Origin of the sequence: Paraburkholderia sp. NMBU_R16, from assembly GCF_013282575.1 — a bacterium.
Lineage (GTDB): Bacteria > Pseudomonadota > Gammaproteobacteria > Burkholderiales > Burkholderiaceae > Trinickia.
Genome location: NZ_JAAAYE010000003.1, coordinates 87163 through 110209, shown reverse-complemented (window position 1 = coordinate 110209; position 23047 = coordinate 87163). Strand labels below are relative to the sequence as shown.

Annotated in this window: 19 protein-coding genes; 11 read left to right on the top strand and 8 right to left on the bottom strand. The window is 64.3% G+C overall.

All coding sequences use genetic code 11. The features are described from left to right. Positions 1-35 precede the first annotated feature (35 nt). Entirely contained in the window at positions 36-1313 is a 1278-nt protein-coding gene (locus GWC77_RS02295) for an MFS transporter (RefSeq protein WP_173255242.1), read from the top strand. Positions 1314-1651: 338 nt separating this feature from the next. Beyond that, positions 1652-2143, top strand: coding sequence for a hypothetical protein (locus tag GWC77_RS02290; protein WP_173255241.1), 492 nt, complete (start codon positions 1652-1654; stop codon positions 2141-2143). A gap of 80 nt (positions 2144-2223) precedes the next feature. On the opposite strand, the gene secF is transcribed toward GWC77_RS02290, so the two are convergent. The 5 genes from secF to queA form a co-directional block, all read right to left on the bottom strand. Continuing rightward, a complete protein-coding gene (secF, locus tag GWC77_RS02285) occupies positions 2224-3174 on the bottom strand; it encodes a protein translocase subunit SecF (RefSeq protein ID WP_173255240.1) in 951 nt (316 codons plus the stop codon). A gap of 29 nt (positions 3175-3203) precedes the next feature. Beyond that, a complete protein-coding gene (gene secD / locus GWC77_RS02280) occupies positions 3204-5243 on the bottom strand; it encodes a protein translocase subunit SecD (RefSeq protein ID WP_173255239.1) in 2040 nt (679 codons plus the stop codon). A gap of 112 nt (positions 5244-5355) precedes the next feature. Continuing rightward, complete coding sequence (yajC, locus tag GWC77_RS02275; RefSeq protein WP_173255238.1) at positions 5356-5685, bottom strand: preprotein translocase subunit YajC; 330 nt, start codon at positions 5683-5685, stop codon at positions 5356-5358. 123 nt (positions 5686-5808) lie between these two features. Next, entirely contained in the window at positions 5809-6990 is a 1182-nt protein-coding gene (gene tgt / locus GWC77_RS02270; RefSeq protein WP_173255237.1) for a tRNA guanosine(34) transglycosylase Tgt, read from the bottom strand. A gap of 54 nt (positions 6991-7044) precedes the next feature. Beyond that, entirely contained in the window at positions 7045-8094 is a 1050-nt protein-coding gene (gene queA, locus GWC77_RS02265; RefSeq protein ID WP_173255236.1) for a tRNA preQ1(34) S-adenosylmethionine ribosyltransferase-isomerase QueA, read from the bottom strand. Positions 8095-8241: 147 nt separating this feature from the next. Here queA and recG point away from each other — a divergent pair, with 147 nt between their 5' ends. From recG to ubiA, 5 genes are all read left to right on the top strand, one after another. After that, positions 8242-10419, top strand: coding sequence for an ATP-dependent DNA helicase RecG (gene recG / locus GWC77_RS02260; RefSeq protein WP_173255235.1), 2178 nt, complete (start codon positions 8242-8244; stop codon positions 10417-10419). A 122-nt stretch (positions 10420-10541) separates the two neighbouring features. Then, positions 10542-11501 (top strand): hydrogen peroxide-inducible genes activator, encoded by a 960-nt coding sequence (locus GWC77_RS02255; RefSeq protein WP_173255234.1) that lies wholly within the window; start codon positions 10542-10544, stop codon positions 11499-11501. A 150-nt stretch (positions 11502-11651) separates the two neighbouring features. Next, positions 11652-13103: a catalase gene (locus tag GWC77_RS02250; protein WP_173255233.1), complete on the top strand. Its 1452-nt coding sequence runs from the start codon at positions 11652-11654 to the stop codon at positions 13101-13103. A gap of 177 nt (positions 13104-13280) precedes the next feature. Continuing rightward, complete coding sequence (locus GWC77_RS02245) at positions 13281-13769, top strand: Dps family protein (RefSeq protein WP_173255232.1); 489 nt, start codon at positions 13281-13283, stop codon at positions 13767-13769. Between the two features lie 153 nt (positions 13770-13922). Continuing rightward, on the top strand, positions 13923-14786 hold the full coding sequence (ubiA, locus tag GWC77_RS02240; protein ID WP_173255327.1) for a 4-hydroxybenzoate octaprenyltransferase: 864 nt from the start codon (positions 13923-13925) through the stop codon (positions 14784-14786). 77 nt (positions 14787-14863) lie between these two features. Here ubiA and proC read toward each other — a convergent pair whose 3' ends face one another. The 3 genes from proC to GWC77_RS02225 all read right to left on the bottom strand — a co-directional run bounded on the left by proC (position 14864) and on the right by GWC77_RS02225 (position 17362). Then, positions 14864-15676, bottom strand: coding sequence for a pyrroline-5-carboxylate reductase (gene proC, locus GWC77_RS02235; RefSeq protein WP_173255231.1), 813 nt, complete (start codon positions 15674-15676; stop codon positions 14864-14866). A gap of 27 nt (positions 15677-15703) precedes the next feature. Further along, a complete protein-coding gene (locus GWC77_RS02230; RefSeq protein ID WP_173255230.1) occupies positions 15704-16402 on the bottom strand; it encodes a YggS family pyridoxal phosphate-dependent enzyme in 699 nt (232 codons plus the stop codon). 75 nt (positions 16403-16477) lie between these two features. After that, positions 16478-17362: a GNAT family N-acetyltransferase gene (locus GWC77_RS02225; protein ID WP_367948985.1), complete on the bottom strand. Its 885-nt coding sequence runs from the start codon at positions 17360-17362 to the stop codon at positions 16478-16480. Positions 17363-17607: 245 nt separating this feature from the next. On the opposite strand from GWC77_RS02225, the gene GWC77_RS02220 reads away from it, so the two are divergent. From GWC77_RS02220 to GWC77_RS02205, 4 genes are all read left to right on the top strand, one after another. Beyond that, positions 17608-19086: an aldehyde dehydrogenase gene (locus GWC77_RS02220; RefSeq protein WP_173255228.1), complete on the top strand. Its 1479-nt coding sequence runs from the start codon at positions 17608-17610 to the stop codon at positions 19084-19086. A gap of 216 nt (positions 19087-19302) precedes the next feature. Next, positions 19303-19971, top strand: a complete 669-nt coding sequence (locus GWC77_RS02215; protein ID WP_173255227.1) for a haloacid dehalogenase type II — start codon at positions 19303-19305, stop codon at positions 19969-19971. 55 nt (positions 19972-20026) lie between these two features. Then, positions 20027-21301 (top strand): FAD-binding oxidoreductase, encoded by a 1275-nt coding sequence (locus tag GWC77_RS02210; protein WP_173255226.1) that lies wholly within the window; start codon positions 20027-20029, stop codon positions 21299-21301. 65 nt (positions 21302-21366) lie between these two features. Then, positions 21367-22983, top strand: a complete 1617-nt coding sequence (locus tag GWC77_RS02205; RefSeq protein ID WP_173255225.1) for an ABC transporter substrate-binding protein — start codon at positions 21367-21369, stop codon at positions 22981-22983. Positions 22984-23047: the final 64 nt, after the last annotated feature.

Here is a 23047-nt window from a genome sequence, read left to right as displayed (position 1 = left end):
CACCGCTCCGACAACACAACCGAGGAGGCAAAAACATGGGCGATACGTTGACCGCACACGCGGCCGCGAGGCGCAATGGCGTCTGGCGGGCTGTCGTCGCGACGTCGATCGGCAACGCACTCGAGTGGTTCGATCTCGTCGTCTACGGATTCTTTGCCGTTCTGATCGCCCGGCTCTTCTTTCCCGCGGGCAATGAAACCGTCTCGCTGCTGCTCACGCTCGGAACGTTCGGCGTTTCCTTTTTTATGCGCCCGCTTGGCGCCGTCGTCATCGGCGCCTACGCGGACCGCGCCGGACGCAAAGCGGCGCTCACGCTGTCGATCCTGCTCATGATGGTCGGCACCGCAATCATTGCCGTGCTGCCGACCTACGAACGCATAGATGTGGCGGCCCCGCTCATTCTTGTGCTCGCTCGGCTCATGCAGGGTTTCTCCGCGGGGGGCGAATTCGGCAGCGCCACTGCGTTTCTGGCCGAACACCAGCCCGAGCGGCGCGGATTCTTTGCGAGTTGGCAGGTGGCGAGCCAAGGCCTCACCACAGTCCTGGCCGCGGTATTCGGAGCAGTGCTCACGGGCACGCTCACGCACGAGCAGTTGTCGAGCTGGGGGTGGCGCGTGCCGTTCGTCTTCGGCCTGCTGCTCGGGCCGATCGCCTATTACATCCGCTCCAACGTCGACGAGACGCCCGAGTTTCTGGCGGCCGAGACGACGCGCACGCCGCTTGCCGATACGTTCGCCGAGCATAAGACGCGGTTGGCGGTGGCGATCGGCATCGTGGTGCTCGGCACGGTCTCGACGTATCTCGTGTTGTTCATGCCGACTTACGGGGTGCAGCAGCTGAAACTTTCGCCGTCGATCTCGTTTGCCGCCATCGTGCTGACCGGCGCCATCCAGATGATCGGCTCGCCGTTCGTCGGTCATCTGTCCGACCGCTACGGGCGCACGGGCATCATGTCGGTTGCGGCGGTGCTCATGCTTCTGCTGGCTTATCCGGCCTTCGCATGGCTCGTGGCGCGACCGACGGCCGGTGTGCTGATCGCCGTGCAGATCGGCCTCGGATTGCTGATGACCGCGTACTTCGCGGCGCTGCCGGGGCTGCTGTCGGTGCTCTTCCCCGTGGCGACGCGTACGACGGGCATGTCGCTCGCCTATAACATCGCTGTCACGATTTTCGGCGGGTTCGGCCCGTTCATCATTGCCTGGCTGATCCGGGCAACGGGCGACAAGATCGCGCCGAGCTTTTACCTCATGTTCGCGGCGGCGGTGAGTTTTGCGGCGCTCATCGCGGCGCGGCGGGTGCTTGGCTTGCGGTGAATGAAGGCGCTCGATTCATGGTCGCCGGGACGTTCGCACCGCTGTCTGGGACTTCGGGCGCGTCGAACGCGTGAGCTGGATGTCGGGGCAACATCAGTCCCCGTCATCCAACCTGCCGAAGATCGACCATGCCACTGTCTGCGCGTTTGGCCCCTTTCGCCCAACCCTATTCATGGCTGGAGATCGTCGATCCAGTAGGTATGGGCAGCGAAGGCCGCTCGCGTAGCCTTGGCAGAGTTTCCCCGGAGTTGGCTCCCTTGGGGTCGGCCGACGGCCATCAGGGGCGGTGGGTGCACGCGAAGTTTTTTCAAGCTGCCGAGGCGCGATGGCGTGCCCGTATGACTGCGCCGCTTTACGAACCTTGGCGTCGCGCTGTCGCCGGAATCTCGTATTCCGAAGTGACGGCCGCGACGTTCGATTTCTCGAGCGCCCCCGTCTATCTGCGTCGACCGATCAAGAAAGAGAACGTCGAATTCGCGACGACAACGCAAGTCGTGGACACCATCATCAAGGGAAAGAAGGAGACGTCGAAGACCGCCAGAGCGGGCGATGCCATCGTCACGGGCCCGTTCGGAGAGCGATATGTACCGGCGGATTTCTGGGGGCTTTACGAGGAGGACCCCAACGATCCGACGCAGTATCGCCCGAAGCCCGGCGTGCGCATCCGCGCCATCGAACTGACGGCTCCAGCCATGTTCCAGGCGCCGTGGGGGCAGTGGCAATACTGCCAGTCGGGCTATATCGTCCAATCCGTTCAGGACTTGGCCGACATGCGCCTGATCGAAAAGGAAGCGTTCGAGCTGACCTGGTATCCCGAGCGGCGGGACTGAACGCGGATGCCGCGTGTACCAGAAAAAACGCGCGGCTCAGACGAGCCGCGCGTTCTTGATATTACCCGGCGCTCCGAACCTCAGACTTCCGCACCGGCGTTCGGATCGTTGGGGTCGTGACGTGCACGCGTTTCCTTGAGCAGGTCTTCGCGCTTCACGCCGAGCCACATCGCCAGCGCGGCGGCGACGAACACCGACGAGTAGATGCCGAACAGAATGCCGATCGTGAGCGCCAGCGCGAAATAATGCAGCGTCGGCCCCCCGAACAGGAACATCGACAGCACCATCATCTGCGTGCAACCGTGCGTGATGATCGTGCGCGACATCGTGCTCGTGATGGCGTGATTGATGACCTCCATGACGCTCATCTTCCGTTCGCGGCGGAACGTCTCGCGAATCCGGTCGAAGATCACGACCGACTCGTTGACCGAATAGCCGAGCACCGCGAGCACCGCGGCCAGCACGGATAGCGAGAACTCCCATTGGAAGAAGGCGAAGAAGCCGAGAATGATGACGACGTCGTGCAGGTTCGCGACGATACCGGCCACCGCGTACTTCCATTCGAACCGGAACGACAGGTAGATCATGATGCCCGTCACGACGCAGGCGAGCGCGAGCAGGCCGTTAGTGGCGAGCTCCTTGCCGACCTGCGGCCCGACGAACTCGACACGTTGCAATTGCGCGGTCGCGTCGTGCTGCTTGAGAGCAGCCATGACCTGCGTGCTTTGCTGCGACGACGTCAGCCCGGCCTTCAGCGGCAAGCGGATCATGACGTCACGCGAAGTCCCGAACGTCTGCACCTGCGCGTCGGCGTAGCCGAGCGTGCCGAGCGTCGCGCGCACGGGCTCGAGTTGCACCGCCTGCGGATACTGAACTTCGATCACGGTGCCGCCCGTGAACTCCACCGACAAGTGCAGCCCACGGTGCAGCAAAAAGAACACCGCCGCAAAGAACGTGAGGAACGAAATCGCGTTGAAGATCAACGCGCGCTGCATGAACGGAATGTCTTTATGGATGCGGAAAAATTCCATGATCTTCTCTCCGGAGCCTGGTCGGCCCGTTAGCGGGGCGAGCCCGGTTTGCGCGGCGCGCTGGCGCCTTCGCGCGCGCGGTTGCGCAGTACAGGCTTGCCTTCGCGTGCCCCCTTTCCCTTGGCCGGCGTGCGTGCCCCCGGCGAGGGCAGGGCAGCGCTCGCCTGCGCGGTGTCGGTCTCGGCATCGGCGCCCGTGTAGGGCGCGCCGGCCCCCGCGGGACGCCAGACCTGGCCGATCGCGAGCGACTTCAGCTTCTTCTTGCCGCCGTACCAGAAGTTGACGAGACCGCGCGAGAAGAACACGGCCGAGAACATCGACGTCAGAATCCCGATGCAGTGCACGACGGCGAAGCCCCGCACGGGGCCCGAGCCGAACGCGAGCAGCGCGAGACCGGCGATGAGCGTCGTCACGTTCGAATCGATGATGGTCGCCCACGCATGCGCATAGCCGTTTTGAATCGCGAGCTGAGGCGGCGCGCCGTTGCGCAGTTCTTCGCGCACGCGCTCGTTGATCAGCACGTTCGAGTCGATCGCCATGCCCAGCGCAAGCGCGATAGCCGCGATACCCGGCAGTGTCAGTGTCGCTTGCAGCATCGAGAGGACGGCAACGAGCAGCAGCAGGTTCACCGACAGGCCAATGACGGAAACGACGCCGAACAACAAGTAGTACGCGACCATGAAGACCGTGATCGCCGCGAAGCCATAGACGACCGAATCGAAGCCTTTCTTGATGTTGTCGGCGCCGAGGCTCGGGCCGATCGTGCGTTCTTCGATGATGTCCATCGGCGCGGCGAGCGAGCCGGCGCGCAGCAGCAGCGCGAGGTCGGCCGCGGCCTGCGGCGTCGGCTGGCCCGTGATCTGGAACCGGTCGCCGAGCTCGGATTGGATCGTCGCGACCGTCAGCACCTGGCCCTTGCCCTTTTCGAACAACACCATCGCCATCGGCTTGCCGATGTTGTCGCGCGAGACGCTTGCCACCGCGCGGCCCGCCGTCGAGTTCAGGCGGATATTGACCGAGGGGCGCTGGTGTTCGTCGAAGCCGGCCGAAGCGTCGATGATGCTGTCCCCCGTGAAAATGATCTGCTTGCGCAGCAGCACGGGAACCTGATTGCCTTCGGTGAACAGTTCGTCGCCGGCCGGGACCGCTTCGCCCGGTTGCGGATGCGTGTTGACGGGATCGGCGAGGCGCGCTTCGAGCGTCGCCGTGCGGCCGATGATCTCCTTCGCCTTGGCGGTGTCCTGCACGCCGGGCAGCTCGACGACGATGCGGTCCGCGCCTTGCTGCTGGATCACCGGTTCCGCCACGCCGAGTTCGTTTACGCGGTTATGCAGGGTCGTGATGTTCTGCTTGACGGCCGCTTCCTCGACGCTGCGCTCCTGAGCCGGCGAGAACACGCCGACGAGCTCGGTGCCGCCGTCCGCGGCAGGCCGTGTGTTCCATTGCAACTCGGGGATCGAGCGCGTGAGCTGTGTGCGCGCCGTGTCGGCCACGCTCGCCTCGGCGAAGCGGATGACGACCGATTGACCGACACGATTCACGCCGCCGTCGCGGATATTCGCCTCGCGCAAATTGGTGCGCGCATCCGAGGCATCCGCATCGAGGCGCTTGTTCAGCGCGCCGGCCATGTCGATCTGCATGAGGAAGTGCACGCCGCCGCGCAAATCGAGGCCGAGATACATCGGCAACGCGTGCAGCGCGGTCAGCCAGCGCGGCGAGGCGCTTTGCAGATTGAGCGCGACGATGAACTGCGGATCGGACGGATCGGGGTTCAATGCTTTTTGCAGCGCGTCTTTCACATGCAGCTGCGTGTCCGTGTCCTTGACGCGCACGCGGATGTTCGCATTGGTCGCGCCGTTATCGAACGTGACGTCGTCGGGCTTGATTCCGTTCGCGGCGAGCGCGGCTTCGACTTGCGAGAGCGTGGACGAATCGAGTTTGACGGTTGCCTTGCCGCTCAGCACCTGCACCGCGGGTGCTTCGCCGTAGAAGTTGGGCAATGTGTACAGAAGGCCGATGGCAAGCGCCACGGCCATCACGACATATTTCCAAAGGGGGTAACGATTCATGGGATGGGCCGAACGGAAGTGGGCGTAAAGGCGCGGTACGAAGCGGCGTCGAGGCTGGGCGACGAGCGCGCGGCGCCCGATGAGCCGCGCGTTTCGCCTGCGCTGCGGCGCGTCAAAGCGACTTGATCGTGCCTTTCGGGAGAATCGTGGTGACGGCGGCCTTCTGGACGACGATTTCGGTGCCTTCGGCGATCTCGACGCCGACATAGGCGTCGCCCACCTTCGTCACTTTGCCGACGACGCCGCCCGTGGTCACGACTTCGTCGCCCTTGGCCATCGCCGAGAGCATGTTGCGGTGCTCTTTCTGGCGCTTCATCTGCGGGCGGATCATGATGAAATAGAGCACCGCGAACATGAGGATGAGCGGCAAAAAGCTCATCAGGCTCGACTCGGCGCCGCCGCCGGTTCCGCCTTGCGCGAATGCGTTGGAAATCAAGGACACGTTTAATTCTCCGTAAGTACGATCGGAACGATCTGAGAGATCGAAAAAAAGGCCGCGTATTTTACCACCGCCGCTCGAGGCGACGGCGGGGCGGCGCGGGATTGGGACCCGCGAGCCGCGCCGCTAATCGACGCCCCTTGCGCGCTCCTCGGCGAATCGCATCCGAAAAGCGTCGAAAGTTCGAGTTTCGATGGCTTCGCGCATTTCGCGCATCAGTTCCAGGTAGTAATGCAGATTGTGGATCGTATTGAGCTGGGCGCCCAGAATTTCCCCTACCCGGTGTAGATGATGCAAATAGCCGCGCGTGAAGTTCCGGCAGGTATAACACGCGCACGATTCGTCGAGGGGGCGAAGCGAATTCTTGTGCGTCGCGTTGCGGATCTTGATGTCGCCAAAGCGCGTGAAGAGCCAGCCGTTGCGCGCGTTGCGCGTGGGCATGACGCAATCGAACATGTCGATCCCCGACGCGACGCCCGCCACGAGGTCCTCGGGCGTGCCGACGCCCATCAGATAATGCGGCTTGTCGGCGGGCAGGCGCGGGCCGACGTGCTCGAGCACGCGCATCATCTCTTCCTTGGGCTCGCCGACGGACAGTCCGCCCACCGCAAAGCCGTGAAAATCGATCTCGGCCAGCCCCGCGAGCGATTCGTCGCGCAAATCTTCGTACATGCCGCCTTGCACGATGCCGAATAACGCATTCGGGTTGCCGAGGCGCGCGAATTCATCGATCGAACGTTTTGCCCAGCGCAGCGACATGCGCATCGACGCCGCGGCGTCTGCGTGCGACGTCGGTACGCCGTCGGTGGCGTAAGGCGTGCACTCGTCGAACTGCATGACGATGTCCGAATTCAAGACCTTCTGAATCTGCATCGACACTTCCGGCGACAGAAAAAGCTTGTCGCCGTTGATCGGCGACGCGAACGTAACGCCATCTTCCGTGATCTTGCGCAGCTCGCCGAGCGAAAAGACCTGGAAGCCGCCCGAATCGGTGAGGATCGGGCGCCGCCAGCCCATGAAGGCGTGCAGGCCGCCGTGCGCCGCAATCGTCTCGAGCCCCGGACGCAGCCAGAGGTGAAACGTGTTGCCGAGCACGATCCGCGCCTCGATTTCCTCGAGTTCGCGCGGGGCGATCGCCTTGACGGTGCCATAGGTGCCCACCGGCATGAAGATCGGCGTCTCGACGACGCCGTGATTCAGGGTTAGGCGCCCCCGCCGCGCCTGCCCATCGGTGGCGAGCAGCTCGAACGCGAGCCCCGCGGGCGGCGCCTCGCCGGCTGGATGTTCGTGAGTGAGACCTTCTGTCATGCATGACTCCGGGAAAAGGCTGCGCGCGCCGTTTTCGAGCGGCGCGCCGGTGCATCAGTCATCGCGGCGCGTGAGCAGCATCGCATCGCCATAGCTGAAGAACCGGTAGCGGGCTTCGATCGCGTGCCGATAGGCCGTGCGGATGGTCTCGACCCCGGCGAACGCGGACACGAGCATCAGCAGCGTCGACTTCGGCAAATGGAAATTGGTCACGAGCCGATCCACGATGCGAAACCGGTAGCCGGGCGTGATGAAAATATCGGTTTCGGCCGAGGTTGCCGCGAGCGGCCGGCCTGCCGCTTCGGCGTCGCGCGCGGCCGCTTCGAGCGCACGCATCGACGTCGTGCCTACCGCCACGATACGGCCGCCGCGCGCACGCGTCTCGGCGATCGCATCGACGAGCGTCTCCGGCAATTGGTACCACTCGCTGTGCATCTTGTGTTCGGCGATGTTCTCCACGCGCACGGGCTGGAACGTGCCGGCGCCCACGTGCAGCGTCAGCGTCGCGCGCCTGACGCCGCGCGCGTCGAGCCGGGCGAGCACGTCGTCGTCGAAATGCAGTCCGGCCGTCGGCGCGGCGACGGCACCCGGATGTTGCGCAAAGACGGTCTGGTAGCGGGTCTCGTCGGTCGCGTCCGGATCGTGCTCGATGTAAGGCGGCAGCGGCAGGCGGCCGTGGCGCTCGATCAAATCGAGACAGCTCTCGGGAAAATGCAGCGTGTAAAACGGTTCGACACGCTCGCCGACCGTGACGTCGAACGCGTCGGCGAGCCGCAGGATCGTGCCCGGCGCGGGGCTTTTGCTTGCGCGGATCTGCGCGAGGGCCGAGCGTTCGCCCGTCACGCGCTCGATCAGCACTTCGATTCTTCCCCCGCTGGCCTTTTGCCCGAAAAACCGTGCCTTGAGCACTTTCGTATCGTTGAAGACGAGCAGATCGCCGGCCGAGAGGCACTCGGGCAACTCGAGGAAGCGGCGATCGACGAGGCGTGCCGGGGTAGCCACGGTATCCACCTCGAGCAGACGGCTCGCGCTGCGTTCAGGCAGCGCCTGCTGTGCGATGAGTTCGGGCGGCAGATTGAAATCGAAATCGGAAAGCGTGAACATGCTGCGTTGGTCGGCCTGATGCGGCGCGGCCCGACAGACGTGCGAGCCGCTATGATCGCGAAACATCGCGAATGCCCGGTCCGGCTGCATAGCCGGCACGCGGTTTTACATGCGATAAAGCCGATATTGTACTTGCGAAGAGGACCGATGCCCTTGCCACGCCCGCACCTGCCCGATCCGTCGGACGACGTTCCCGCGGCCGAACCCGTCGTGGAGAACCCGCACAAGGCCGCGAAGGCGGCCAAGGTCAAGGTGGCCAAGACGGCCGACAAGCTCGCCAAGCTCGGTCTCACGCGCGACATCGATCTCGTCTTGCACTTGCCGATGCGCTACGAGGACGAAACGTCGCTCACGCCGATCGGCGAACTGCTGCCCGGGGAGACGGCGCAGACCGAAGGCGTCGTGTTCGACAACGAGATCGCTTACCGCCCGCGGCGGCAGTTGCTCGTGAAGCTGCGGGACGACGCGGGCGACGAACTGATTCTGCGCTTTCTGAACTTTTACGGCTCGCAAGTCAAGCAGATGGCCGTCGGCGAGCGCTTGCGCGTACGCGGCGATGTGCGCGGCGGTTTTTTCGGGCTCGAGATGGTGCACCCGAGCGTGCGTCCCGTCGACACCGATACGCCGCTGCCGCAGGCGCTGACACCCGTTTATCCGAGCACGGCCGGCGTCTCGCAGGCTTACTTGCGCAAGGCCATCGACAATGCGGTGGCACGCACGCCGTTGCCGGAACTGCTGCCCGAGCCGCTCGGGCACGCCTACGTCCGCCGGCTCGGCTTGCCCCCCCTCGCCGAGGCCGTGCGCACGCTTCATCATCCGAGCGCGGACGCCGACGAAGCGGCATTGATCGACGGTACGCATCCGGCATGGACACGGATCAAATTCGACGAACTCCTCGCTCAGCAGCTCTCGCTCAAACGAGCCCACGAAGAGCGGCGTCGCCGCACGGCCCCGCCGATGCCTGCTGCGTCGAACGGCGCGCAAGCCGCCGCGCAGACACTCAGTGCCCGCTTGCGGGCAGCGCTGCCGTTCGCGCTGACCGGTGCCCAAACGCGCGTCGTCGCCGAGATTTCGGCCGATCTGGCCGCCCCGCACCCGATGCAGCGGCTCTTGCAGGGCGATGTCGGCAGCGGGAAGACCGTCGTTGCGGCGCTGGCAGCCGCGCAGGCGATCGATGCCGGCTACCAGGCGGCGATGATGGCGCCCACGGAAATCCTCGCCGAGCAGCACGCCCGCAAGCTGCGCGGCTGGCTCGAGCCGCTCGGGGTCACCGTGGCGTGGCTCGCCGGCAGCCTGAAGACGAAAGAGAAACGGGCGGCGCTCGAGGCCGCGGCCAGCGGCACGGCGCAGCTCGTCATCGGCACGCACGCGATGATCCAGGAAACCGTGGAATTCGCGCGGCTCGGGCTCGTGATCGTCGACGAGCAGCACCGCTTCGGCGTCGCCCAACGGCTTGCGCTGCGGGCGAAGGCGCATCGGGCTGCGGACGGGGCCAGCGATTTCCAGCCGCATCAGCTCATGATGTCGGCGACGCCGATCCCGCGCACGCTGGCGATGACCTACTACGCCGATCTCGATGTCTCGACGATCGACGAGCTGCCGCCGGGTCGCACGCCGATCGTCACCAAGCTCGTTTCCGACACGCGCCGCGACGAGGTCGTCGCGCGGGTGCGCGAAGCGGCGCTGACCGGGCGGCAGGTCTATTGGGTGTGCCCGCTCATCGAGGAAAGCGAGACGCTGCAACTGCAAACGGCGGTCGAAACGTTCGAGAAACTGGCGGCGGCGCTGCCCGAGTTGCGCGTCGGCCTCGTGCACGGCAGGCTGCCGCCCGTCGAAAAGGCGGCCGTGATGGAGGCATTCGCCGGCAACGAAGTCCAATTGCTCGTGGCGACCACCGTGATCGAAGTGGGTGTCGATGTGCCCAACGCGTCGTTGATGGTGATCGAGCACGCCGAACGGTTCGGCCTCGCTCAACTGCACCAATTGCGCGGGCGGGTGGGGCGCGGCAGCACCGCCTCGGTCTGCGTGCTGCTCTATGGCGGGCCGCTTTCGCTGACGGCGCGCGCGCGGCTGAAGACGATGCGCGAAACGACGGATGGTTTCGAGATCGCGCGCCGGGACCTCGAAATCCGGGGGCCTGGCGAATTTCTCGGCGCGCGGCAGTCCGGCGCGGCGATGCTGCGCTTTGCCGATCTGCAAAACGACGCGTGGCTGATCGAGCCCGCCCGTGAAGCCGCGGCACGGCTCGTCGCCGAGTACCCCGATGTCGTGGCGGCGCATCTGGCGCGCTGGCTCGGCGGGCGCGAGCAGTACCTGAAGGCCTGAACGGGCTGTGCAAAGGCAGGGCGAATGGGACTCGGCCCGAACTGGGGCTTATACGGTTGGCGAATTCGCGCGACGGGTGTATAACTTAAACCTATCAACTCCCAAGTTTTGATTGTCCCCCAATGACGCTCACTGAACTGAAATACATCGTGGCGGTAGCCCGCGAGCGACACTTCGGGCGCGCTGCCGAGGCGTGCTTCGTCAGTCAGCCGACGCTGTCCGTCGCGATCAAAAAGCTCGAGGACGAGCTCAACGTGCAGATTTTCGAGCGCGGAACGAGCGAAGTCAGCGTGACGCCGATCGGCGAGCAGATCGTCACCCAGGCGCAACGGGTGCTCGAACAGACGCTCGCGATCAAGGAAATCGCCAAACAGGGAAAGGACCCGCTCGTGGGGCCGCTGCGGCTCGGCGTCATCTATACGATCGGGCCGTATCTACTGCCGACGCTCGTCAAGCAGATGATCAAGCGTGTGCCGCAGATGCCGCTGATGCTGCAGGAGAACTACACGCTCAAGCTCATCGAACTGCTGAAGCAAGGCGAGATCGACGTGGCGATCATGGCGCTGCCGTTTCCCGAAACGGGCCTCATGGTCCGGCCGCTTTACGACGAGCCGTTCGTCGTCGCGCTTCCGTCCGGCCACGCATGGGAGTCGCGCAAGAAGATCGACGCCGACGACCTCAAGCATGAAACGATGCTATTGCTCGGCAACGGACATTGCTTTCGTGACCATGTCCTCGGCGTATGCCCCGAACTCATGCGATTTTCGCAGACGGCCGACGGCATCCAGAAGACGTTCGAAGGCTCCTCGCTCGAAACGATCCGCCATATGGTGGCCAGCGGCGTCGGCATTACCGTGTTGCCGCGGATGTCGGTGACCGAGGTGAAGGTGCACGCAGGCGGGCCCGATGCCGGTCTGCTCAGCTATGTGCCCTTCGACGAACCCGTGCCCGATCGGCGCGTCGTGCTGGCGTGGCGCAAGAGCTTCACGCGCATGCCGGCCATCGATGCGATCAGCGAAGCGATTGCCGCCTGCGACTTGCCCGGCGTCAACAAGCTCGATCTGCCGGCCGTGGTGAACTGAAACGACGGGGCGAGCCCTGCCGCCTCGTTTTTTAGTCCCTATCGAATAGATTGAATCTATTAATTTGATGTTGTCGATAGCTATCTATATGCTCGGTTCCATGGATCGCAGCGATTTGCCGCTGACTCCCTCTCGACCCAAGGAACCGCTATGTCCGACAGCAAGCTCACCACAGCCGCAGGCGCGCCCGTCGCCGACAACCAGAACTCGATGACAGCGGGGCCACGCGGCCCGATCGCATTGCAGGACGTCTGGCTGCTCGAAAAGCTCGCGCATTTCGATCGCGAGGTGATTCCCGAGCGGCGTGTTCACGCCAAAGGCTCGGGCGCATTCGGCACGTTCACGGTGACGCATGACATCACGCGCTATACGAAAGCGGCCGTGTTCTCGGAGCTTGGCAAGCAAACGCCGTTGTTCATCCGTTTCTCGACCGTGGCAGGCGAGCGGGGTGCCGCCGATGCCGAGCGCGACGTGCGGGGCTTTTCGATCAAGTTCTACACCGACGAGGGCAATTGGGACGTCGTCGGCAATAACACGCCGGTCTTTTTCATACGCGATCCGCTCAAGTTTCCCGATTTCATCCACTCGCAAAAACGCGACCCGTACACGAACCTGCGCAGCAACATAGCGGCGTGGGATTTCTGGTCGCGCCATCCCGAATCGCTGCACCAGGTCACGATTTTGATGAGCGACCGCGGGATTCCGAAGAACTATCGGCAGCAGCACGGATTCGGCTCGCATACGTTTTCGTTCATCAACGCGGCGGGCGAGCGGTTCTGGGTCAAGTTCCATTTCAAGTCCGCGCAGGGCGTCGAAAACCTGACGAACGAGGAAGCCGCCGCCGTCATCGCGGGCGATCGCGAGAGCGCGCAGCGCGATCTCGTCTCGAGTATCGATCGCGGCGAGTTCCCGAAGTGGCACTTGCGCGTGCAGGTCATGCCCGAGGCCGATGCCGCGCGGTACGCCGTCAATCCCTTCGACATCACCAAAGTGTGGCCGCATAAGGACTATCCGCTCATCGATGTCGGCACGATCGAGCTCAACCGCAATGCCGCGAACTACTTTTCCGATGTCGAGCAGGCGGCGTTCACGCCGGCCAACGTGGTGCCCGGCATCGGGTTTTCTCCGGACCGCCTGCTGCAGGGGCGTCTTTTCTCGTACGGCGATGCGCAGCGCTACCGGCTCGGGGTCAATCATCATCAGATTCCCGTCAATGCGCCGAAGTGCCCGTTTCACGCGTTTCATCGTGACGGCGCCATGCGTACCGACGGCAATCTCGGCGGCACGCCGAACTACGAACCGAGCCGCTTCGGCGAGTTCGCGCAGGATCGCAGCGCCCTCGAGCCGCCGCTCGCGGCCGGCGCGATCGACCGTTACGATCACCGCGAGGACGACGACTACTACAGCCAGCCGGGCGCGCTCTTTCGTTTGTTCGACGAGGGCCAGCGCGCGCGACTGTTCGAAACCATCGCGGGCCACATCGACGGCGTGCCCGAGGATATCGTCGCTCGCCAGCTCGAGCACTTCTCGCGTGCCGACCCGGCCTACGGCGCGGGCGTGGCCGCTGCGATCGAGCGCCGGCGCGCGGCGCGGGCGAAGTAAGGACGTCGAGCGATGCCGAATGCGGGGCCCGCCAAGGTGGCTCCCGCCCAAGGTGGCGCCGCAACGTTCGAGTGGGCTACACTGGCGCTCGCCCGATGCGGGAAGCACGAGCGCCTTCGGTTGGCGCAGCACATCTGCCGTCTCGCACCGTTCGCATCTCTCTTGCAAGGAACAGCCATGGCAAAGAAAAACACCGCATCGCAGATCGACATCGGCATCAACGACAAAGACCGCAAGAAAATCGCCGAGGGGCTTTCGCGCCTGCTCGCCGATACCTACACGCTCTATCTGAAGACGCACAACTTCCATTGGAACGTGACGGGGCCGATGTTCAATACGCTGCACCTCATGTTCGAGACGCAGTACACCGAACTCGCGCTGGCGGTCGATGCGATCGCCGAGCGGATTCGTGCGCTGGGTGTGCCCGCGCCGGGGAGCTACAAGGAATTCGCGAAGCTGTCGTCGATTCCCGAGGCCGATGGCGTGCCGAGCGCGGAAGAGATGATTCGCCAACTGGTCGAAGGGCAGGAAGCGGTGGTGCGTACCGCCCGCGCGATTTTTCCGACGACGGATGCGGCGCACGACGAACCCACGGCCGATTTGCTGACACAGCGTATGCAGACGCACGAGAAAACCGCCTGGATGTTGCGTGCCATGCTCGCCTGAGGCAACGTCGGTGGCACCCGCCGGCCACCTCACCGCACGTAAAAACGGGACGCCGCTGTTCGGGCGTCCCGTTTGCATTCGGCAGCCGATTTTCAGCCTTAAAATAGCGGCATCTCAGTTTCAGTCAGTCCCGCCCACGCGATGTCCGCACCGATGTTTGCCCGCTTTCCGCTTTATCTGCGCTTGATCCGCATGGACAAGCCGATCGGCAGTCTGCTGCTGCTCTGGCCGACATTGAACGCGCTCTGGATCGCTTCGGGCGGGCATCCCGCGCCGTCGCTGATCGTCATCTTCGCATTGGGCACCGTGCTCATGCGCTCGGCCGGGTGCGCGATCAACGACTACGCCGACCGCGATTTCGATCGCTACGTGAAACGCACCGAGAACCGGCCGCTGACTTCGGGCAAGATCCAGGCGTGGGAAGCGCTGGCGATTGCGGCCGTGCTGTCGGTCGTTTCGTTTTTGCTGATCCTGCCGCTCAATGGACTGACGAAAGCGTTGTCGGTCGTCGCGCTGTTCGTGGCGGGCTCGTATCCATTCATGAAGCGCTTTTTCGCGATCCCGCAGGCGTATCTGGGCATCGCGTTCGGTTTCGGCATTCCGATGGCATTTGCGGCCATTCAGGACCGCGTCCCGATGCTCGCCTGGATCATGCTGCTGGCCAACGTGTTCTGGGCGGTGGCTTACGATACCGAGTACGCCATGGTCGATCGCGATGACGATCTGAAGATCGGCATTCGCACTTCGGCGATCACGTTCGGCCGCTTCGATGTCGCTGCCGTCATGCTGTGTTATGCCGCCGTGTTCGGCATCTATGCAGCGATTGGCGCGGCGCTCGGTTTCGGCTGGCCGTTTTGGGTAGGCTGGGCGGTCGCGCTCGGCTGCGCCGGCTATCACTACACACTCATCCGCGAGCGCGAGCGCATGGCCTGTTTCGCGGCGTTTCTTCACAACAACTGGCTTGGCGGCGCGCTTTTCGCGGGGATCGCCGCGCAGTACGTCATCGCCGGCCTATAGCGCGGCGATCGTCCCGCCGCTGAGGCGGGACTCGCGAACCACTACTTTCTTGCAGATTGCATCGATTCGGCAGCAGCTCACTGCTTGCCGAGTTCGTCGCCCATTTCCTTCGCGCGCGCGTCGGCGGCGAGTACACCCTTGACGATCGCCGCCTTGACGCCTTGCGCCTCGAACGAGGCGAGGGCCGCGGCCGTCGTGCCGCCTTTCGACGTAACGCGCTCGCGCAGCACGCTGGCGGCCTCGTCCGACTGCACCGCGAGCTGTGCCGCGCCCGCGAACGTCGCGAGCGCGAGCGCGCGGCCTTCTTCGTCGCCGAGCCCCAATTGGCGCGCGGCCTCTTGCAACGCCTCGATGAAATAGAAGACGTAGGCGGGACCGCTGCCCGAGATGGCCGTGACCGCATCGATTTTCGCTTCGTCGTCGAACCATACCGTGTCGCCGACCGCACCCAGCACATCGGACGCGAGCGAGCGCCCAGCGGCATCGACGCCCGGCAGCGCGACGAGGCCCGTGACGCCCATGCCGATCAGCGCCGGCGTATTCGGCATCGCACGGACGATGCGCGTGTAGCCGTCGAGCCAACGTGCAATGTCTGACCCACGAATCCCGGCTGCGATGCTGACGACGAGCTGCGTCGCCAGCTGCGGCGCCAGGGCCGCCGCGACGCTTTTCATCACTTGCGGTTTGACGGCGAGCACGATGGCGTCATAGTCGCGCAATGCGGTGTCGGCTGCCGCGCCGGTCTTGACGCCGAACTGCGCGTGGATGCGGGCGCGCGCGTCTTCGTTGGGATCGATGGCGTAGAGCTCCGAGGCCGCGGTGCCACGTTTGACGAGGCCGCCGATCAATGCCGCGGCCATGTTGCCGCCGCCGATGAATGCGATTTTCATGGTGGATGGTTCGTGCTGTAGGAAGAGTCAGTGGGCGTAGTCGCGGGCACCGAAGATGGCGGTACCGATCCGCACGAGCGTCGCGCCTTCGAGCACGGCCGCCTCGAGATCGGCCGACATACCCATCGAGAGCGTATCGAGTGCGAGACCTTCCGCGCGTAAATCGTCGAACAGCGCGCGCAGGACGCGGTGCGGCACGCGTTGCGCATCGGGATCGGCCGCCGGTTCGGGGATCGCCATCAGGCCGCGTAGCGTCAGCCGCGGTAACGCGGCGATCTCGTGCGCGAGTGCCGATGCGTCGGCGGGCGATACGCCGCTTTTCGATGCTTCCCCGCTCACGTTGACTTGCAGGCAGACGTTGAGTGCAGGCAGCGAGTCGGGGCGCTGCTCGGAAAGCCGTTGCGCGATCTTGAGACGGTCGACTGAATGGACCCAGTCGAAATGCTCGGCGACGGGGCGCGTCTTGTTCGATTGCAGCGGGCCGATGAAATGCCATTCGAGATCGGTGCGCAGCTCGGCGAGCGCCTCGATTTTGCCGATGGCCTCCTGCACGTAGTTCTCGCCGAACGCGCGTTGGCCTGCTGCAAATGCGGTGCGCACGTCCTCGGCGGGAAATGTCTTCGAAACGGCTAGCAGTCGGACGGATGCGCTGTCGCGGCCGGCCGCTCGTGCAGCCTGCACGATGCGGCGATGGACGGCGTCGAGATGGCGGGCGATGTCGGACATGGCGATGCGAAGCGGAAAGCGGTGGGCAGCGACTGGGGGATTATACGGCGCGCCTTCGTTCCGACCGCCTCACGCTCACCAGACCGCCTGACTCGTGATCGCAAACTGCTTCAATGCGGTATCGGCCGCCGACGGTCCCACATCCGGCGCGCCGTACGCCGTCCGTTCGATATGATCGACGAGCGGCAATCCTACGTCTTCGAGCCAATCCGAAAGCCCCAACTCGCGAGGCGTGTCGATGCGCACGAACATCCCCGCGTTGGACGCGAGCCAATGACTGATGAGGGCTTTGGCCCGGCACGAATCCGTCGACTCGGGCGCGATCACCGGCCCGATGACATGCCCATCGCCGAAGCGCCGAAACAACGCAAACCCGATCAGCTCGCCGTCCCGATCGAGTGCGATCCCGCTCGCGATATCGAGCAGCGCCGGCATCAGCTCCCGTCGATCGAGCCCGCTGGCACGCGAGGCGAGTTCGACGAGCCGGGGCGTGTCGTTGGCGCCGACCGGTCTCAACCGTTCGCCGGGCGGCAGCGACACGAGCGGAGGATGAAACGCCGCCCCTTGGTGCTGATGGATGCGTCCCAACCGACGAAACCCGAGCTGCTCGACGAGCGGCAAAGCGGCGTCGCTTGCGTGGAGCAACAGCGTGCGCGGCGCGAGCGCGTGCATCCAGTGTGTGATCATCGCACGGCCGATGCCGTGGCGCTCGTGATCGGGCGCCACGATCAGCATCCCGATCGTGGCCGCATCGTCGCCGAACCGCCACGCGAATGCCGAACCGACCAGCGTTCCGTCTTCATCGACCGCCACGATCCCCTTGCCGGTGTGCGCGGCGAACCGCCAGTCCTCCGGGCGGTGACGCCAGCGTACCGACCGGGACAACGCGTGAGCGGCGCTGAGATCGTCGTCCGCAAACTCGCGCAGACTAACGCCGCTATTGGGGATTCGATCGAGCACGTCGGCCTCCTGTTCTGTGTGCGCATACATCGGATATTCACTGTCACAGTGTGCCCCACGGCTGACTAGGACGATCTTCCTGTCGTCGCCTCGTTGCAGTGTCCCGGATGTGATGCACTGCAAAACGCACCGTACGACGCTCGATAACGCATCGAATCTGCTGATGGCGAAATTTTGTCGGCGAAATATGCGGTGGCGGTCGCACTACGATGTGTGTCATCGAAACCGTTCGAAGACTTCATATCATGGATCAGTTCGAGCCTTCCGCCGTCGCGATACGCAGCGGCCACTTCATTGGCGGCGAGTGGATCGATCAGCGCACCGCTCGAAGGGACGTGTTGCGCCCTTCCGACGGCGCCGCATATGCCTCGATACCGATTGCGGATGCCGAGACCGTGGCTCGAGCGGTCGAAAATGCGTCGCGCGCGTTTCGCGAAAGCGGCTGGCCGAGCATGGCGCCGCGCGAGCGCGCGCGTATGCTGCGCCGCTTCGCCGATCTGATCGCCGCCGATGCCGGCACGCTTGCACCGCTCGAGGCTATCGGCTCGACGCGGCCCGTGCGGGATGCGTACAACTGGGATGTCCCGTTCACCGCCGAAGGCATCCGCTTTTACGCCGAGTTCGCCGACAAGGTCGGCGGCGAACTCGTGGCCACCGACCACGATCATCTGGGCATGACGATCGCCGAACCGTATGGTGTCGTGGCGGCCATCGCGCCATGGAATTTCCCGCTCGTGATGGCGTCCTGGAAGATCGGACCTGCGCTGGCGGCGGGCAATGCGGTCGTCGTCAAACCCTCCGAGATGACGCCGTTCTCCGTGCTGCGTCTCGCTGAACTCGCCATCGAGGCCGGCATACCGGCGGGCATATTCAACGTCGTGCAAGGCGACGGCGCGACGACGGGCGATGCGCTCGTGCGGCATCCGGGCATCGCCAAGGTCACGTTCACGGGGTCCACCCGCGCGGGTGCCCAGATCATGACGGCCTGCGCCGAGTCCGGCACGAAGCCGCTCACGCTGGAGCTCGGCGGCAAGAGCCCTCAGTTGGTCTTTGCCGACGCGCCGAAGATCGACGAAGTTGCGCGTCGAATCGCGGGAGCCATATCGGGCAACGCGGGGCAGGTGTGCGTGGCGGGTTCACGTCTGCTCGTTCAGCGCGCAGTGGCCGAGGAACTGGTGGAGCGCATTGGCCAGGCATTCGCGACGCTGCGTGCCGGCGCTACCTGGGCGGCGGGCACGACGCTGCCACCGATCGTTTCCGAGGCGCAAGCCGCGCGCATCGAGGCCATCGTCGAACGCAGCGCAGCTCAAGGCGCCGTCGTGCGATGCGGCGGCCGGCGCGCCGATGCCGCCGTGTCAGGCGCGTTCTACCTGCCGACGATCCTCACCGATGTCACACCGCAAACAGAAGCCGTGTGCGCAGAAATCTTCGGCCCGGTGCTCACCGTGCAGACGTTCGAGACGGAAGAGGAGGCACTCGCGCTCGCCTCGCATCCCGACTACGGGCTGGCGGCCGGCGTTCACACGGCGGATATCGGCCGCGCGTTGCGCCTCGTGCGTGCACTGGAGGCGGGCACGGTGTGGGTCAACCGTTATGGCCGTACGAACGACTTCGCGATGCCGACGGGCGGATACAAGCGCTCGGGTATCGGCAAGGATCTTGGACGGCTCGGCTATGAAGCCCACCTTCGTTTCAAAAGCGTGCTCATCGATACCCGGAGCTGACGATACCGCCGTGAATCCCAACGAATCGGCGCGCAGCCCGCCCAGCACGATCTGCTGTCGCAGCGGTCCCGAACGAGTGATTTGTATCGCCGAGCCGCCCCTAATCGACGACACGGCTTATTTTGGACTGCTTTAATTTTCGTATAGACGCTTTCTACCTGTCTTTCGCCACTGAGCCCAAAATGGGCTCATTAGACAAACAAAAGGATTGTCACCATGATCGACTTCGAGCCCAAATACATCACCTTCGACTGCTACGGCACCCTGACGAAATTCCGCATGGCGGATATGGCACGCGAGATGTATGGCGATCGTCTGAAGGGCGCGGAACTGGAAAAGTTCGTCGCGTTCTTCGCGGCCTATCGGCTGGACGAAGTGCTCGGCGCATGGAAACCCTATCGCGACGTCGTCGTCAACTCGGTGCGCCGCACCTGTGAGCGCATGAAGGTCGAATTCAACGAAGCCGAAGCGGAAAAGTTCTATCTCGCCGTGCCGACCTGGGGCCCGCATCCGGATGTACCGGAAGGCCTTTCGCGCCTTGCGAAAAAATACAAGCTCGTGATTCTGTCGAACGCCTCGGACGATCAGATCCAGAGCAATGTCGACAAGCTCGGCGCCCCGTTCCATCGGGTCTTCACCGCGCAGCAGGCGCAGTCGTACAAGCCGCGCATGCGGGGTTTCGAATACATGTTCGACCAACTGGACTGCAACCCGCAGGACGTGCTGCACGTTTCGTCGAGCCTGCGCTACGACCTGATGACGGCGCACGATCTCGGCATCAAGCACAAGGCGTTCATCAATCGCGGCCATGAGCCGGGCACGCCGTATTACGAGTACACCGAGGTGAAGACGATCGGCGAACTCGCGGCGCAGCTCGGCCTGTGATCGATCATTGGTCGCAAGCGCGTTCTTTCACCCGGCTTAGCCCCGAGGTTGCACGATGAAGCTCGATTCCTACTGGCTCGATACCGCGCCTGTCGGTGTTTACGCAAGCGAGGGGCCGGCGCAGGGAAGCGTCGACGTCGCTATCGTCGGCGGCGGCTTCACGGGGCTCTCTGCGGCGCTCGCGTTCGGTCGTCGCGGCGCGAGCGTCGCGGTGCTCGATGCGGGACGCATGGGAGGCGGTGCATCGGGGCGCAACGGCGGTCAATGCAACACGGGCGTGGCCCAGGATTACGCTGCACTGCGCCAGCAGCTTGGCGTGGAGCGCGCGCAGGGCTGCTACCGCGCTTACGCGGCGGCCGTCGATACGGTGGAGCGGCTGATTCGGGAGGAGCGGATCGAGTGCGATTACCTGGCTTCGGGCAAGTTGAAGCTCGCATCGAAGCCGCGTCATCTCGAACACTTGCAGCGCACGGCCGAGCTGATTCATCGCGAGGTCGATCCCGACGTCGAGATCCTCGGCCGGGACCGGATTCGCAGCGAAGTCGATTCCGACGGCTTCTTCGGCGGTCTCCTGCAAAAACGCGGCGGGCAGATGCATATGGGCAAGTTCGCCGTCGGGCTCGCGAATGCGGCGGCACGCCATGGCGCGCAGCTCTTCGAGCATGCGGCCGTGACGTCGATCGAGAAGGACGGCGCGGGGTATCGCGTGGAGTCGTCGCGCGGCACGTTGCGAGCTCAGCAGGTGCTGATCGCGACGGGGCCGTCGCGGCACGGTCCTTTTTCATGGTACCGGCGGCGGCTGGCACCGGTCGGCTCGTTCATCGTCGTGACCGAGCCGCTGCCCGAAACGGCGTTAGCGCGCCTCTTCCCGAAGAGGCGTTCGTACACGACGAGCCGCCTCATGCACAACTATTTTCGCGTGACCTCCGACTCGCGCCTGCTGTTCGGCGGTCGGGCACGCTTCACGGCATCGGAGCAGCCATCCGACGAGAAGAGCGGCCGCATCTTGCGCGCGAATCTCACGCAGCTCTTTCCGAGCCTCGCGGGGGCGCGGATCGACTACTGCTGGGGCGGACTCGTCGATATCACGGCCGACCGTCTGCCGCGTGCCGGACAGCATGGCGGCATATGGTTTTCGATGGGCTACAGCGGACACGGCACGCAGATGTCGACGCATATGGGGCAGGTGATGGCCGAGGTGATGAGCGGTAATCCGGCTGCCAATCCGTGGCGCGATTTCGACTGGCCCGCGATTCCCGGGCATACGGGCAAGCCTTGGTTTTTGCCGCTCGTCGGCGCGTACTACCAGATCAAAGACGTTTTTTATTGACGTTGTATCGAGCAATTGACCAAAACGGCCGTTCCCCCACAAGACCACCTCACGCGGAGAGATTCATGAGCATCGATAAATCGCCCGAAGACGTAGCCGGCAGCGGCGTACGACTGGAAGAACTGACACGGCGTGGCGCCGCGCGGCGGGACATTCTGCGCGCGATGATGGCGAGCGGCATGATGTCGATGACGGGCGCGGGGCTGCTCGCCATGAGCGACCGGGCCCTCGCACAGGACAAGCCGAAGCAGGGCGGCAAGATTCGCGTGGCGACGCAATCGTCGTCCGCCACCGATACCCTCGATCCGGCCAAGGGAGCGGTCTCGACCGATTATGTACGGGCCAACATGCTGTACAACGGCCTGACCGAATACGACTCGCATCTCGGTGCGCAGATGGCGCTCGCGCAGTCGATCGATACGAAAGATGCCACCGTCTGGGTCATCAAGCTGCGCAACGGCGTGCAGTTTCACGACGGCAAGGCGCTCACACCCGCCGATGTGGTCTGGTCGCTGACACGTCACAAGGACCCGGCTACCGCTTCGAAGGCGAAGACGCTCGCGGATCAGTTCAAGGAGGTCAAGGCGAGCGGCCCGAACGAAGTGACGATCACCTTGCAAGGGGCGAACGCCGACCTGCCCGTGATCCTCGCCGATTCGCATTTCATGATCATCAAGGACGGGACGAGCGACTTCAAGACGGCCGTGGGCACGGGCCCGTTCAAGCTCAAGGATTTCTCGCCGGGCGTACGCACGGTCGTCGTGCGCAACGAGCACTACTGGAAGCCGGGGCTGCCTCATCTCGACGAGATCGAGCTCGTCGGTATCGGCGACGAGCCGGCGCGCGTGAACGCGCTGCTGTCGGGGGACGTGCAGCTCATCAATCAGGTCGATCCGCGCTCGGCCGCGCGTATCAAGGGGACGTCGGGTTTCGCCGTACAGGAGACGAAAACGGGCGGCTATACGGACCTCATCATGCGTGACGAAGGCGGTATCACGGGCAACGCCGATTTCCGCCGCGGCATGATGTACCTGCTCGATCGCGAGCAGATTCGCAACACGGTGCTGCTCGGCTATGGATCGATCGGCAACGATCAACCGATCGATCCGACCAACAAGTACTACTTCGCGGGGTTGCCGCAGCGTACGTTCGATCCGCAAAAGGCGAAGTTCTATTTTCAGAAGGCGAAGCTCGGCAACGCGCCGGTGCAGGTGTACGCATCGCCGGCCGCGGATGGCTCCGTCGAAATGGCCATGCTGTTGCAACAAGTCGCGCCGCAGGCCGGCCTGAACCTGAAAGTGGTGCGTACGCCTTCGGATGGCTACTGGTCGAATCATTGGATGAAGCATCCGCTGACGTTCGGCAACATCAACGCGCGCCCGAGCGCCGATGTGATCTTCACGCAGTTCTTCAAGTCGGACGCACCGTGGAACGAGGCGAACTGGAAGAGCGCGCAGTTCGACCAGATGCTGGTGGCGGCCCGCGGCGAGCCGGACGAGGCCAAGCGCAAGAAGATTTACGGCGATATGCAGGTGCTCGTGCATGACGATGGCGGCATCGGCATCCCGATGTTCCTGAGCTCGATCGATGCGCATTCGACGAAGCTCAAGGGGCTCGGCTCGATTCCGATTGCCGGCCTGATGGGCTTCAAGTTTGCCGAGAACGTATGGCTGGATACCTGATCCACCTGCGCGGCACCGCGCGCGGCTCGAAACGGCTGCAGGTTTCGGCACCGCGCGCGGCGGC

What these genes read in the sequence shown, in the direction of transcription:
- GWC77_RS02295 (WP_173255242.1), top strand. Translation starts at nt 36, where the DNA reads ATGGGCGATACGTTGACCGCACACGCGGCCGCGAGGCGCAATGGCGTC.
- GWC77_RS02290 (WP_173255241.1), top strand. Translation starts at nt 1,652, where the DNA reads ATGACTGCGCCGCTTTACGAACCTTGGCGTCGCGCTGTCGCCGGAATC.
- secF (WP_173255240.1), bottom strand. Translation starts at nt 3,174, where the DNA reads ATGGAATTTTTCCGCATCCATAAAGACATTCCGTTCATGCAGCGCGCG.
- secD (WP_173255239.1), bottom strand. Translation starts at nt 5,243, where the DNA reads ATGAATCGTTACCCCCTTTGGAAATATGTCGTGATGGCCGTGGCGCTT.
- tgt (WP_173255237.1), bottom strand. Translation starts at nt 6,990, where the DNA reads ATGACAGAAGGTCTCACTCACGAACATCCAGCCGGCGAGGCGCCGCCC.
- queA (WP_173255236.1), bottom strand. Translation starts at nt 8,094, where the DNA reads ATGTTCACGCTTTCCGATTTCGATTTCAATCTGCCGCCCGAACTCATC.
- recG (WP_173255235.1), top strand. Translation starts at nt 8,242, where the DNA reads ATGCCCTTGCCACGCCCGCACCTGCCCGATCCGTCGGACGACGTTCCC.
- GWC77_RS02255 (WP_173255234.1), top strand. Translation starts at nt 10,542, where the DNA reads ATGACGCTCACTGAACTGAAATACATCGTGGCGGTAGCCCGCGAGCGA.
- GWC77_RS02250 (WP_173255233.1), top strand. Translation starts at nt 11,652, where the DNA reads ATGTCCGACAGCAAGCTCACCACAGCCGCAGGCGCGCCCGTCGCCGAC.
- GWC77_RS02245 (WP_173255232.1), top strand. Translation starts at nt 13,281, where the DNA reads ATGGCAAAGAAAAACACCGCATCGCAGATCGACATCGGCATCAACGAC.
- ubiA (WP_173255327.1), top strand. Translation starts at nt 13,923, where the DNA reads ATGTTTGCCCGCTTTCCGCTTTATCTGCGCTTGATCCGCATGGACAAG.
- proC (WP_173255231.1), bottom strand. Translation starts at nt 15,676, where the DNA reads ATGAAAATCGCATTCATCGGCGGCGGCAACATGGCCGCGGCATTGATC.
- GWC77_RS02230 (WP_173255230.1), bottom strand. Translation starts at nt 16,402, where the DNA reads ATGTCCGACATCGCCCGCCATCTCGACGCCGTCCATCGCCGCATCGTG.
- GWC77_RS02220 (WP_173255228.1), top strand. Translation starts at nt 17,608, where the DNA reads ATGGATCAGTTCGAGCCTTCCGCCGTCGCGATACGCAGCGGCCACTTC.
- GWC77_RS02215 (WP_173255227.1), top strand. Translation starts at nt 19,303, where the DNA reads ATGATCGACTTCGAGCCCAAATACATCACCTTCGACTGCTACGGCACC.
- GWC77_RS02210 (WP_173255226.1), top strand. Translation starts at nt 20,027, where the DNA reads ATGAAGCTCGATTCCTACTGGCTCGATACCGCGCCTGTCGGTGTTTAC.
- GWC77_RS02205 (WP_173255225.1), top strand. Translation starts at nt 21,367, where the DNA reads ATGAGCATCGATAAATCGCCCGAAGACGTAGCCGGCAGCGGCGTACGA.